General features: G+C 71.2%; 7 protein-coding genes. 6 read left to right on the top strand and 1 reads right to left on the bottom strand.

What is annotated here, in order from left to right; genetic code table 11:
• Window positions 1-44 precede the first annotated feature (44 nt).
• Together pepN (ACIPJI_RS01760) and ACIPJI_RS01755 are read left to right on the top strand one after the other, a co-directional pair.
• Window positions 45-2,606, top strand: a complete 2,562-nt coding sequence (gene pepN / locus ACIPJI_RS01760; protein ID WP_402243888.1) for an aminopeptidase N — start codon at window positions 45-47, stop codon at window positions 2,604-2,606.
• Window positions 2,607-2,797: 191 nt separating this feature from the next.
• A complete protein-coding gene (locus ACIPJI_RS01755; RefSeq protein WP_402243886.1) occupies window positions 2,798-3,826 on the top strand; it encodes a hypothetical protein in 1,029 nt (342 codons plus the stop codon).
• Here the strand turns inward: ACIPJI_RS01755 and ACIPJI_RS01750 are convergent.
• Entirely contained in the window at window positions 3,802-4,269 is a 468-nt protein-coding gene (locus ACIPJI_RS01750) for an NUDIX hydrolase (protein ID WP_402243884.1), read from the bottom strand. The genes ACIPJI_RS01755 and ACIPJI_RS01750 overlap by 25 nt on opposite strands.
• Window positions 4,270-4,466: 197 nt before the next feature.
• On the opposite strand from ACIPJI_RS01750, the gene ACIPJI_RS01745 reads away from it, so the two are divergent.
• The 4 genes from ACIPJI_RS01745 (at window position 4,467) to pepN (ACIPJI_RS01730) (ending at window position 13,844) form a co-directional block, all read left to right on the top strand.
• The gene (locus tag ACIPJI_RS01745; protein WP_402243883.1) at window positions 4,467-7,796 is read left to right on the top strand and encodes a S8 family serine peptidase; all 3,330 of its coding nucleotides are present in this window, start codon (window positions 4,467-4,469) and stop codon (window positions 7,794-7,796) included.
• A 168-nt stretch (window positions 7,797-7,964) separates the two neighbouring features.
• A complete protein-coding gene (locus ACIPJI_RS01740; protein ID WP_307706441.1) occupies window positions 7,965-8,993 on the top strand; it encodes an aspartate-semialdehyde dehydrogenase in 1,029 nt (342 codons plus the stop codon).
• 76 nt (window positions 8,994-9,069) lie between these two features.
• Entirely contained in the window at window positions 9,070-11,148 is a 2,079-nt protein-coding gene (locus ACIPJI_RS01735; protein WP_402243882.1) for a TerD family protein, read from the top strand.
• A gap of 104 nt (window positions 11,149-11,252) precedes the next feature.
• The gene (gene pepN, locus ACIPJI_RS01730) at window positions 11,253-13,844 is read left to right on the top strand and encodes an aminopeptidase N (protein ID WP_402243881.1); all 2,592 of its coding nucleotides are present in this window, start codon (window positions 11,253-11,255) and stop codon (window positions 13,842-13,844) included.
• Window positions 13,845-13,936: the final 92 nt, after the last annotated feature.

Below are 13,936 nucleotides of genomic sequence, written 5' to 3'. Positions count from 1 at the left end.
ATGGGAGGATCGCTCGTGTTCGAACGAGACACGAAGGAGTGCTTGTGCCCGGTGAGAATCTGTCCCGCGACGAGGCCCGCTCCCGGGCCGGACTGCTGTCCGTCGACGGGTACGAGGTGGCCCTCGACGTGCGGTCCGCGGTCGGGGAGCCCGAGGACGCCTCAGGGCCGCGCACCTTCAGGTCGGTGACCACGATCCGGTTCCGGGTGAACGAGCCGGGAGCTTCGACCTTCGTCGACCTGCTCGCCCCGTCCGTGACGGCCGTCACTCTCAACGGACGTCAGCTGGACCCCGCCACCGTCTTCGACGGCTCCCGGATCACGCTGGACGGCCTGGCGGCAAAGAACGTGCTCGTCGTCGACGCCCAGTGCGCGTACAGCCGCACCGGCGAGGGACTGCACCGCTTCGTCGACCCCGAGGACGGCGAGGTCTACCTCTACACCCAGTACGAGCCGGCCGACGCGCGCCGGGTCTTCGCCAACTTCGAACAGCCCGACCTCAAGGCGCCGTTCCGGTTCGAGGTGACCGCCCCCGAGGGCTGGACGGTGTGGAGCAACCGCGAGGGCGCCCGCGCGGAGGACGGGACCTGGCGGTTCGCCGAGACGGCGCCGATCTCGACGTACATCACGGCGGTCGTCGCCGGGCCGTACCACTACGAGACCGACCTGTACGAGCGTGAACTGGCCGACGGCACGGTCCTGCGGATCCCGTTGGGCGCGATGTGCCGCAAGGGGCTCGCCAAGCACTTCGACGCGGACGACATCTTCCTCGTCACCAAGCAGGGCCTGGACTTCTTCCACGAGCACTTCGACTACCCGTACCCCTTCGGGAAGTACGACCAGGCGTTCGTGCCCGAGTACAACATCGGGGCCATGGAGAACCCGGGCTGTGTGACCTTCCGCGAGGAGTTCGTCTTCCGCGGCAAGGTGACACAGGCGTCGTACGAGCGCCGGGCCAACGTCATCCTGCACGAGATGGCGCACATGTGGTTCGGCGACCTCGTCACCATGCAGTGGTGGGACGACCTGTGGCTCAAGGAGTCCTTCGCGGACTTCATGGGCTCCTTCTCCATGGTCGAGGCGACGCGCTTCACCGACGGATGGGTCACCTTCGCCAACAACCGCAAGGCCTGGGCCTACCGCGCCGACCAGCTGCCGTCGACGCATCCGATCACGGCCGACATCCGCGACCTCGAGGACGCCAAGCTCAACTTCGACGGCATCACGTACGCCAAGGGCGCGTCCGTGCTCAAGCAGCTCGTCGCGTACGTGGGCCGGGACGCGTTCATGGAGGGCGCCCGGCGCTACTTCAAGCGCCACGCGTACGGCAACACCCGGCTCGGCGACCTGCTGTCCGTGCTGGAGGAGACGTCCGGGCGTGACATGAAGGACTGGTCCAGGTCCTGGCTCGAGACCTCGGGCGTCAACGCGCTGACGCCCGAGGTGGCGTACGACGCGGACGGGCGCATCACCGAGCTGGCGATCTTCCAGGACGGTGACACGCTCCGGCCGCACCGGGTGTCCGTCGGCCTCTACCGGATCGAGAACTCGGAGCTCGTGCGGTACGCGCAGGCCGGGGTGGACGTCACCGGTGCGCGCACGGTCGTGCCCGAACTCGCGGGCGAGGAGCGGCCCGGACTCGTCCTGGTCAACGACGAGGACCTGACCTACTGCAAGATCCGCTTCGACGAGCGGTCCCTCGAGACGCTGCGGTCCTCGCTCGGCGACATCAAGGATCCGCTGGCACGGGCGCTGTGCTGGTCCGCGCTGTGGAACCTGACCCGCGACGCGCTGATGCCGGCGCGGGACTTCGTCCGCCTGGTGCTGACGTTCGCCGGGCGCGAGTCCGACATCGGCGTCCTCCAGATGCTGCACGCGTGGACGCGGTCCGCCCTGGTCCACTACGTGGCACCCGGCTGGCGCGCCGAGGGCGGCCGGCTGGCCGCGGAAGGCGCGCTGCGGGAACTGCGGGCCGCCGAGCCGGGCAGCCAGCACCAGCTGACCTGGGCGCGGTTCTTCGCGTCGGTCGCCGAGTCCGAGAGCGACTTCCGGCTGCTCTCCGGGCTGCTGGCGGGCACCGAGGAGATCGACGGCCTGGACGTCGATCAGGAACTGCGCTGGTCGTTCCTGGAGCCGCTGGCGGCGCACGGGGTCGCCGACGAGTCGGCGATCGCGGCGGAACTGGCGCGCGACGACACGGCCTCGGGCAAGCGGCACGAGGTGCGCTGCCTGGCGTCCCGGCCGTCGGCCGCGGTCAAGGACCAGGCGTGGGCGACGGTGGTCGAGTCGGACAAGCTGTCCAACGCGCTCGTCGAAGCGACGATCTCGGGCTTCGTCCAGCCGTCGCAGCGTGAACTGATCGCCCCGTACACCGAGAAGTACTTCGAGGCGATCGAGCGGGTGTGGTCCGAGCGGTCGATCCAGATCGGGATGGACGTGGTGCGGGACCTGTACCCGTCCCTCCAGGACTCCCGGGCCACGCTCGACGCGACGGACGAGTGGCTGGCCGCCCACGAGTCGGCGGCGCCGGCGCTGCGGCGGCTGGTCGCGGAGTCCCGCGACGATCTGGCGAGGGCGTTGCGGGCGCAGGAGTGCGACGGCGTGTGACGGTGGGGGGTGGGGACGGGCCTGCAGGGGCCTGTCCCCACCCCTTCTCGAACCGGGGCAAGCCCCGGACCCGTGAAACGCCCCCCACATCGGCACTCGAACGTGCGTACTTTAGGACACGGTTGTCCTGAATTGTCGACGAACTTGTAACAGCGGTTAGCCCGGTCCGGCGACGCGGGCATCTCATCGGCATGAACCAGCCCAACGCTCCCCTCTCTCCCCTCCCCCTCCCCCTCAGCCGACCCGACGGCGACGTGCGCCGGCGGGTCGTGTCCGGGGCTCAGTTGCGTACCCACGGCTTCACGCCCTCGCGGGTCGCCGAGCGGTGCCGGCCCGGCGGGGACTGGCAGTTGCTGCTGCCGGGGGTGTATCTGCTGCATCCTGGACCGACCACCGGCGAAGAGCGGCTGCACGCCGCGCTGCTGTACGCCGGCCGGCCCGTGCTGCCGGCCCAGCGGCACGACTCGGCGCCGTACGGCGCAGCGGTGGTCACCGGGCTCGCCGCGCTCGCGCTGCACGGATTCACGGCGGCTCCGCCGCTGATGTCGATCGAGCTGATCGACGTGCTCGTGCCGCGGACGCGGCGGCTGCGGTCGGCCGGCTTCGCCCGGCTGGTGCGGGGGCAGTCGATGCCCCCGGCGGAGGAGGTCGGCGGCGTGCCCGTCGCTCCCGCTTCCCGCGCCCTCGCCGACGCGGTGGCGGAGCTCGACGACGCGGCGCTGATCGGCCGGCTGCTGACGGAGGCCGTGCGGGGCGGGCACTGCGAGCCGGCCGCGCTGGTGCGGGAGTTGAACGACGCGCGGCTGCTGGACCGCCCGCACGTCGTGAGCGCGGTGGACGAACTGCTCGCGGAGGGCCGTGCGCTGGCGGAGGGCAGGCTGTACGGACTCGTCCGCGACGGCGGTCTGCCTGACCCCCTGTGGAACGTGGACCTCCGTCTCCCCGGCGGCCCTGTTCTCGGCCGGGTCGACGCGTACTGGCCGGAGCAGGCCGTGGCCGTGGAGCTGGACACGCGGGCGCCCCGCCGCGACGAGGACGCCCAGTGGTCCCGGTACGCGCGCAAGCGGGAGCATCTGGAGAGGCTCGGCATCACCGTCGTGCACCTGACGCCGCGCAAGCTCCGTGAGTCGCCCGAGCAGCAGGCGACCGTGCTGCGCACGGCGCTGATGGCCGCCGCGGACCGCGAGCCCGCCGCCTATGTGGTGGTGCTGCCGCGCTGAGCGACCCTGCCGAGAACCGGCCTGGAGCGCCACAGCTCCAGGCCCACGTCGACGAGTTCGACGCGGTGGAGCGCCGGCACCGCCTCCAGCGGGTGCCAGGCGGCGAGGTCCGTGGACCCGCCGGTCTCGTTGCGCAGCTCGCCGCCGGTGATCCGGCCCTCGTACACGATCCGCAGTCCCTGGAAGTCCGCGAAGGCGCCCAGCTTGCGCGGGTAGCGGCGGCGTACCGAGTCCAGGCCGAGCAGCGTGGTCATCTCGGCGATGTAGCCGGTCTCTTCCCCGACCTCGCGGACGACCGTGTCGAGGGGGTCCTCGCCGTGGTCCATGCCGCCGCCGGGCAGGGTCCACTTCTTCGCGCCGTCGCGCGCGACCCAGCGGGCCAGCAGGACCTGTCCGTCCCGTATGCAGACGGCGTACGCCGCGACCCTCAACTCCTTGTTCATCCGGTGAGATTACCGGCGCGTCCGCTCACCGAGGTCGATAAGCACCTGTTCGTTCCGTATGGCGCATGATCCGCGGTGGCGGGTTTACGCCATGCACACAACCCGTCTCGATCAACTCTCCACAAACCCCTGTCATTTACGCAAGGCTGAGCGGTCATCCGGCACCGTATTCCGGACCCTCTCTTTCACAAACAGGGATGCTGATGACCCCCGAACCCGAGAGCTCCACAACGGGACGCTCGACGCCAGGTCACAGACGCGTGGCCCGCGTCGCGGCCGCCGCCTCGATGGTGGCCGCGCTCGTCGCTGCCGGCGTCGCTCCGGCCGTCGCCACAGCGCCCGCCGACGACCCGGCCGGCGCCACGGCAGTCAAGGCCGCCAAGTCGTCCTCCGACAAGATCGGCTCGGCCGACGCCGAGCTGCTCGCGGAGGCCGAGGCCAAGGGTGAGAAGACCGTCACCGTCATGGTGGCCACCGCCCCCGGCGCGACCGAGCAGGTCGCCGGCCAGCTGGACGCCGTCAAGGGCGCCACCGTCGGCAGGACGTTCGACAAGCTCGGCTACGTACGTGCCACGCTGCCCACGGACAAGGCCGAGGCCGCCCTCAAGTCGGCGGCCAAGCTGTCCAGCGTGCACGGCATCGACCTCAAGCACGAGATCGAGCTGGACGACCCGACCCCGGCGGCGGACACCGTGAAGGCCGCGGGCACCGCCGACGCTCAGGTACAGGCCTACCCGGCGCCCGACGCGTCGACCCCGGCGAAGAACCCGTACAACCCGTCCTTCGAGACCGGTGCGGTCGACTTCGTCAAGGCTCACCCCAAGGCCGACGGCCGCGGCGTGACCATCGGAATCCTTGACTCCGGTGTCGACCTCGCCCACCCCGCGCTCCAGAAGACCACCACCGGCGAGCGCAAGATCGTCGACTGGGTCACGGCGACGGACCCGGTGGCCGACGGCGACCGCACCTGGCTGCGGATGAACACGGCCGTCACCGGCCCGACCTTCACGGCCGGCGGGCGCACCTACTCCGCCCCCTCAGGCGCGTACCGCTTCAACCTGTTCGCCGAGGCCGCCACCAAGGGCGGCGACATGGCCGGCGACCTCAACCGTGACGGCGACACGACCGACGTCTGGGCGGTCCTCTACGACGAGGGCACCCGGACCGCGCGCGTCGACCTGAACAACGACGCCGACTTCACCAACGACACCCTGATGAAGCCGTACAAGAACGGCTTCCAGGTCGGCTACTTCGGCAAGGACGACCCGAAGACCGAGATCGCCGAGCGCATCCCGTTCGTCATCGAGGTCCGCACCGACGTCGTCTACAACGCCGCGGGCGCGACCGCCGACTACGTCAACATCGGCGTCATCGAGGGTTCGCACGGCACGCACGTCGCCGGTATCACCGCCGCCAACAGCCTCTTCGGCGGCAAGATGAACGGTGCCGCGCCCGGCGCGAAGATCGTCTCCTCGCGCGCCTGCACCTGGAGCGGCGGCTGCACCAACATCGCGCTCACCGAGGGCATGGCCGACCTGGTCATCAACCGCGGCGTGGACATCGTCAACATGTCCATCGGCGGTCTGCCCCCGCTGAACGACGGCAACAACGCGCGCTCCGAGCTCTACAACCGGCTCATAGACACCTACGGCGTCCAGCTGGTGATCTCCGCCGGCAACTCGGGCCCGGGCACCAACACGCTCGGCGACCCCGCCGTCGCCGACAAGGTGATCTCCGTGGGTGCGTCCATCTCCAAGGAGACCTGGGCGTCCAACTACGGTTCCGGCGTCGAGAAGGCGTACGCGATGCTGCCCTTCTCCTCGCGCGGACCGCGTGAGGACGGCGGTTTCACGCCGACGCTGACCGCGCCCGGCGCAGCGGTCAACACCACCCAGACGTGGTCGCCCGGCGGCCCGGTCGCCGAGGCCGGCTACCGACTGCCGCCCGGCTACTCGATGATGCAGGGCACCTCGATGTCCTCTCCGCAGGCGGCGGGCGCGGCGGCACTGCTGCTCTCGGCCGCCAAGCAGCGCGGCATCGAGCTCACCCCGGCGAAGCTGCGCACCGCGCTCACCAGCACCGCCCACCGCATCAGCGGTGAGCAGGCGCACGAGCAGGGTGCGGGCCTGATCGACGTCGTCGACGCCTGGGAGCAGATCAAGGACGGCGTGGGCGCCCACGAGTACACGGTCAAGGCCCCGGTCGACACCGCGATCGACTTCGCGCTGAAGACCCCGGGCTTCGGTACCGGTCTCTACGACCGCGAGGGCGGCCTGAAGGCCGGCAAGAGCCGGACCTACGACATCACCGTCACCCGCACGACCGGCCCGAAGAAGGCCGTCGCGCACACCCTGCGCTGGAAGAACAACGACGGCACCTTCCGTCTGCTCAGCGGGTCCGAGGTCAGGCTCCCGCTGAACCAGCCGGTCACCGTCACCGTCCAGGCACGGCCCAAGACGGCCGGCGTGCACAGCGCCGTCCTCCAGGCCGACGACCGCTCGACCGTGGGCGTGGACAAGCAGATCCTGGCCACCGTGGTCGCTTCCGACGACCTCGCGAAGCCCGGGTACACCGTCTCCAAGGCGGACACGGTGCAGCGCAACAGCCACAAGTCGTACTTCATCACCGTCCCCGAGGGCGCCAAGAACCTCGAGGTCGCCATCGGCGGGCTCGCCGAGGGCAGCCAGACCCGGTTCATCGGCCTCCACCCGTACGGGCTGCCGGTCGACCCGACCTCGACGGTCAACTGCTACCCGAACTACGCGAACCCGGCCAACACCTGCCGTCCCGACGTGCGCTCCTACCCGGAGCCGATGCCGGGCGTCTGGGAGATCGAGGTCGAGTCGCGGCGCACGTCCCCGCTGCTGGACAACCCGTTCAAGCTGGACGTGACGGTGCTCGGCGCCGACTTCGACCCGGCCGTCAAGACGCTCCCCGAGGCGAAGGTCGGCACGCCGACCCCCGTCGAGTGGAACGTCACCAACCGCTTCGCCTCTCTCGAGGGCAAGCTGGCCGGCGGCTCCCTGGGCTCGGCGAAGGTCGCCCGTCCGTCCATCGCGCACGGTGAGTCCCAGGAGTCCACGGTCACCATCGGCGAGGGCGTGGAGCGCCTCGACGTGGCGATCGGCTCGCCCGCCGACAACGGCGCGGACCTGGACCTGCTGGTCCTCAAGGACGGCGTCGTGGTCGGCCAGGCCGCGGACGGCGACTCCGAGGAGGCGGTGAGCCTGCTGAAGCCGGCCGCCGGCACCTACACGATCGTGGTCGACGGTTACTCGGTCCCCGCCGGGACCACCGAGTACGACTACCGCGATGTGTTCTTCTCCCCGTCGCTCGGCTCGCTGAAGGTCGACGCCGGATCGTCGGTCCAGCTCGCGAACGGCGTGTCGGCGCAGGTCAGCGCCGAGGTCGTGGTCGGCGCCGCGGCTCCGGAGGGACGTCAGTTCTTCGGTGAGGTGCAGCTGCTGAACAACCGCGGCACGGTCGCGGGCGCCGGCAGCGTGGTGATCGCCAAGGTCACCGAGTAGCCGTAGAAGGGAGTAGGACGGCGGGGCGGGCGCTCATCGAGCACCCGCCCCGCCTGCATGTTCCTTGTCACACGTCCCGCCACTCGGACAATCGATTGGACAAGGCGGACCCGGACATACGCATCATGGAACGGCATCAGGGCCGCAAGTACGTACGGAGGAGTCCCCGTGAAGGTCGGAATCGTCGGAGCCACCGGGCAGGTCGGCACGGTCATGCGCAAGATCCTCGCCGAGCGGAAGTTCCCGGTCGACGAGCTGCGGCTGTTCGCCTCGGCCCGGTCCGCGGGCTCCACGATCGAGTGGGAAGGCCGGGAGATCACGGTCGAGGACGCCTCCACCGCCGACTTCACTGGCCTGGACATCGCCCTGTTCTCCGCCGGCGGCGCGACCTCGCGGGCGCTCGCCGAGAAGGTCGCCGCGCAGGGCGTCGTCGTGATCGACAACTCCTCCGCCTGGCGCCGTGACCCCGAGGTTCCGCTCGTGGTCTCCGAGGTCAACCCGCACGCGGTCAAGGACCGCCCCAAGGGGATCATCGCCAACCCGAACTGCACCACGATGGCCGCCATGCCGGTCCTCAAGCCGCTGCACCAGGAGGCGGGGCTGGTATCGCTGGTCGCCACCACCTACCAGGCGGTCTCCGGCTCCGGCCTCGCGGGCGTCGCCGAGCTGGACGACCAGGTCAGAGCGGCCGCGGACCGTGCCAAGGAGCTCACCCACGACGGTGAGGCGGTCGCCTTCCCCGAGCCCGGCGTCTACAAGCGCACCATCGCCTTCAACGTGATCCCGCTGGCGGGCAACCTCGTCGACGACGGCTCCCACGAGACCGACGAGGAGCAGAAGCTCCGCAACGAGTCCCGCAAGATCCTCGAGATCCCCGAGCTCAAGGTCTCCGGCACCTGCGTGCGCGTCCCGGTCTTCTCCGGCCACTCGCTCCAGGTCAACGCCCGATTCGCCAACGAGCTCGGTGTCGAGCGCGCCTATGAGCTGCTGAAGGACGCCCCGGGCGTGGAGCTCTCCGAGATCCCCACGCCGCTCCAGGCGGCGGGCAAGGACGCCTCGTACGTCGGCCGGATCCGGGTGGACGAGACCGTCGAAAACGGCCTGTCGCTGTTCGTCTCGGGCGACAACCTGCGCAAGGGCGCCGCGCTGAACGCGGTGCAGATCGCGGAGCTGGTCGCGGACGAGCTGCGCGGCTGACACACCCGATCCGTGCCTGGGGGCGATCACCGGAAGGTGATCGCCCCCTTGTGCGTGACATGGCAAGCTGCCGGGCATGACACGCATGGTCAAGGGCGCCAACGTGCCCGCGCCGGTCGAGCCGCTCCAGATCGCCGTGTGCCGGAGCAAGGCCCCCGGCGCTCCCGCCGTGGACGTCTCCGCGCTGCTCGTCGCCGCGGACGGCAGAGTGCGGGGTGACGCCGACCTCGTCCTCGCCGGCCGGCCGCACCACCCGAGCGGCGCGGTACGCCACCTGGGCACGGCCCCGGACGACGGCGGACCGCTCTTGGCGGACCGGGTGTGGCTGGACCTGGCGGGAATCGAGCCGGGCCTCGATCGGGTGGTCGTCGCGGCATCGGCGGACGGCGGCCCGTTCGGCCGGGTGCCGGGCCTGGACATCCGGGTGACGACGATGACGGGCGCGCCGGTCGCGTACTTCGGCATCGACGACGCGACGACGGAGACGGCGTTCGTGCTGGGCGAGTTCTACCGGCACCGGGGCGGGTGGAAGTTCCGGGCGGTGGGCCAGGGCTGGACGACGGGCCTGCACGGCCTCGCGACGGACTTCGGCATCGAGGTCGCGGACACGGACCCACCCCCGAGGGGCGCCCCCGCCGCCGTCCCCGGTCCCGCCCTGCCCTCACCCCACCCCGGGCCGGCGGGGACACAGCGGACGGCGCCGCCGCCCGGCGGCAGCGCCCCCGTCGCGGCCGACGGCCCGCACGGGGCGGACGGCGAGGCCGGCGCCTGCTTCGGCACCGACTTCGTGCCCTTCGTCCTCAAAGGCCATGCGCACAAGACCTTCGCCGTACCCCGGACCGTGCCGGCGGGGCCCGCGCTGTTGCAGGTGGAGCTCGAGGACGACGGAGGGCGGGTGCAGGTCAAGCTGCTCGGGGAGACCGGTGACCGGGGCGAGGAGCTGTGGCGCGGTGACCGGAACTGGAGCAGGGCCCGGTTCCTCGTACAGGTGCCGGAGGACCGGCCGCTGCGCCTCGGCATACGGGCGAGCCGCCGGTGGGCGGTGAAGCTGATGCCCGTCTCGCACGCCGAGCCGTTCACCGGCCACGCCCACGGCCACGACCTCGACGTGCTGCGCTACGACGGCCCCGCCGACGACCTGCACTACCGCGTCGACGCCACCGACGGAGCCGACGCGGCGTTCTCGCTCGGTGCCGTCTTCCCCGGCGAGGACCCGATGACGCCCCGGCCCGCCCCCGCGCCCGAGGCCACCGGCAACACTGCGACGGGAGTCGTACGCCTGCCCGGCCCCGCACTGCTCCAGGTCCGCGGCCGCGCCTTCTGGTCGCTGAACGCCGCGTCCGGTCCGCCCGCGCTCGCCGAGTACGGCAGCGGCCGGCGCGCCGGCGCCCCCGTGGAGATCGTTAACCCGCTTCCGGGCTCGCCGGTGATCCTCGAGTACCACCTGGTCGCGGGCCTGACATCGCGCTTCTACCAGGCGACCGAGACCGACGAGTACGGGGAGGAGCGCGCGCTGCTGTTCGCGCGCCGGGACGGCATGCGCGGACGGGTGCTGCTGTTCACCGACGGCCGGGCCGCCACCCGGGTGCGTATCCGGTCCGTGGCGCGCTGGGCCCTGCGGCTGCTGCCGCTGGAGTCTGCCCGGCCACTGGTGGAAGGCGTCCGCGGCAAGGGCACGGATGTGCTGGTGCACCGGGGTGGCGCGTCCGTCGTCTCCCTGACGGGCAGCACGGGCCGCGCCCCCTACTACCGGGTCGAGGCGGGGGCCGCCGACGCCATCGCCCCGGCGCCGGTGCTGGAGGCGTCCGGCAGCCGTCCCGCGCGCGGCCCGGTCCCGGGCGAGCCGGGCGTGCCCGCGTACGTCACCGTCCGCTGCGAGGACATGGGCTGGACGCTGGGACTGACAGGGGCGGACGGGCCACGGCGTTTCGCCGAGTCGATCGAGGGCCACGGGTACGACGTCGTCCACTACACGGGCCGCCCCGGCGAGGTCCGCGTCGATTGCGGCGAGGACCGCCCGGTCGAACTGTGGCTGCTGGACAAGCACTTCGCGCCGGACCGGAGGATCGCCACCGGCCCCGGCCGGCACGAGATCCAGCCGGGCCCGATCCAGGTGCGGGGCGGCGGCCGCTGGCGGATCACCGCCGGCGGCTGACACCGCGCGCGGCGGCACCCGTCACCGGGCCGATTCTCCTGGGCGAAGGGCGGCCGGCGCGTGGAAGGATGAGCGCAAACATCGCATACCGAGGAGATGACCGGGTGCCTGGCACAAACCTGACCCGTGAAGAGGCGCAGCAGCGTGCGCGTCTGCTCACCGTTGACTCGTACGAGATCGACCTCGATCTCTCCGGGGCACAGGACGGCGGGACCTACCGGTCCGAGACCACCGTGCGTTTCGCGTCCGCCGAGGCGAACGCGCAGACGTTCATCGACCTGGTCGCACCGGCCGTGCACGACGTGGTGCTGAACGGCAAGTCGCTCGACGTGGCCGCCGTCTTCCGTGACTCGCGGATCGCGCTGAAGCATCTTCATGAAGGCGACAACGAGCTGAAGGTCGTCGCCGACTGCTCGTACACCAACACCGGCGAGGGCCTCCACCGGTTCGTCGACCCGGTGGACGAGCAGGCGTACCTCTACACGCAGTTCGAGGTGCCGGACGCGCGGCGCGTCTTCGCGAACTTCGAGCAGCCGGACCTCAAGGCGACGTTCCGGTTCACCGTGAAGGCGCCCGAGGGCTGGACGGTGATCTCGAACTCGCCTCGGCAGCAGCCGGAGGGGGCCGCGTCCGAGGACAACGTATGGCGCTTCGAACCGACGCCGCGCATCTCCACGTACATCACGGCGCTGATCGCCGGCCCGTACCACAGTGTGCACAGCTCGTACGAGAAGGACGGGCAGTCGGTGCCGCTCGGCATCTACTGCCGTCCGTCGCTGGCCGAGTACCTGGACGCGGACGCGATCTTCGACGTCACCCGGCAGGGCTTCGACTGGTTCCAGGAGAAGTTCGACTACGCCTACCCGTTCGCCAAGTACGACCAGCTGTTCGTGCCGGAGTTCAACGCGGGCGCGATGGAGAACGCGGGCGCCGTCACCATCCGCGACCAGTACGTCTTCCGTTCGAAAGTGACGGACGCGGCGTACGAGGTGCGGGCGGAGACGATCCTGCACGAGCTCGCCCACATGTGGTTCGGCGACCTCGTCACCATGGAGTGGTGGAACGACCTGTGGCTGAACGAGTCGTTCGCCACCTACACGTCGATCGCCTGCCAGGCCTCCGCGCCGGGTTCGAAGTGGCCGCACTCGTGGACCACGTTCGCGAACTCCATGAAGACGTGGGCCTACCGGCAGGACCAGCTGCCGTCGACCCATCCGATCATGGCCGAGATCCGCGACCTCGATGACGTTCTCGTGAACTTCGACGGCATCACGTACGCCAAGGGCGCGTCGGTTCTCAAGCAACTGGTCGCCTATGTCGGCATGGACGAGTTCTTCCGGGGCGTGCAGGCGTACTTCAAGGCGCACGCGTTCGGCAACACCCGTCTGTCCGATCTGCTCGGTGCGCTGGAGGAGACCAGCGGCCGCGACCTGAAGACGTGGTCGAAGGCGTGGCTGGAGACGGCAGGGATCAACGTCCTGCGCCCCGAGATCGGCACGGACGACTCCGGTGTCATCACCTCCTTCGCCGTGAGGCAGGAGGCCCCCGCGCTGCCGGCGGGCGCGAAGGGCGAGCCGACGCTGCGCCCGCACCGCATCGCGATCGGCCTGTACGACCTGGACGACGCGGGCAAGCTGGTGCGCCGCGAGCGGGTCGAGCTCGATGTCGACGGCGGGCTGACCGAGGTCCCGGCGCTGGTGGGGAAGGCGCGCCCGGCCGTCGTCCTGCTCAACGACGACGACCTGTCGTACGCGAAGGTCCGCCTCGACGAGGAGTCCCTGCGGAACGTCACGGAGCACCTGGGCGACTTCACCGAGTCCCTGCCGCGCGCACTGTGCTGGGCCTCCGCCTGGGACATGACCCGCGACGGCGAACTGGCCGCCCGCGACTACCTCGCACTGGTCCTGTCCGGGATCGGCAAGGAGTCCGACATCGGCGTGGTCCAGTCCCTGCACCGCCAGGTCAAGCTCGCCATCGACCTGTACGCGGCGCCCGCCTGGCGTGAGACCGGCCTGACCCGGTGGACGGACGCCACGCTCGCGCACCTGCGGGCGGCGGAGCCGGGCAGCGACCACCAGCTGGCGTGGGCGCGGGCGTTCGCCGCGACCGCGCGCACCCCGCAGCAGCTGGACCTGCTCCAGGCGCTGCTCGACGGCACGGAGACGATCGAGGGCCTGGCCGTCGACACCGAGCTGCGCTGGGCCTTCGTGGAGCGGCTCGCCGCGACCGGCGTCTTCGACGAGGACGACATCGCCGGCGAGTACGAGCGGGACAAGACGGCGGCGGGCGAGCGCCACGCGGCGACCTCGCGGGCGGCGCGGCCGACCCCGGAGGCGAAGGCGGAGGCCTGGGCCTCGGTCGTCGAGTCCGACAAGCTGCCGAACGCCGTGCAGGAGGCGGTGATCTCCGGCTTCGTCCAGACGGATCAGCGTGAGCTGCTCGCGCCGTACGCGGAGAAGTACTTCGCGGCGGTCAAGGACGTGTGGGAGTCGCGCAGCCACGAGATGGCACAGCAGGTCGCGATCGGCCTCTACCCGTCGCTTCTCGTCTCCCAGGAGACGCTGGACGCGACGGACCAGTGGCTCTCCTCCGCCGAGCCGAACGCGGCACTGCGCCGGCTGGTCTCCGAGTCCCGCGCGGGCGTCGAGCGCGCGCTGAAGGCCCAGGCGGCGGACGCGGCGGCGACCACCGACTGACCCGCCCGAGGGCGCCCCGGGACCGCGCACGGTCGTCCCGGGGCGCCCTTGGCGTATCCGGGCGCGGGCCGGTCCGTCCGTCGGCGGGGCAG

The organism is Streptomyces sp. NPDC086835, assembly GCF_044745705.1.
In the GTDB taxonomy this organism is placed as follows: Bacteria; Actinomycetota; Actinomycetes; order Streptomycetales; family Streptomycetaceae; genus Streptomyces.
This window is presented reverse-complemented; position numbering and strand designations above follow the sequence as displayed.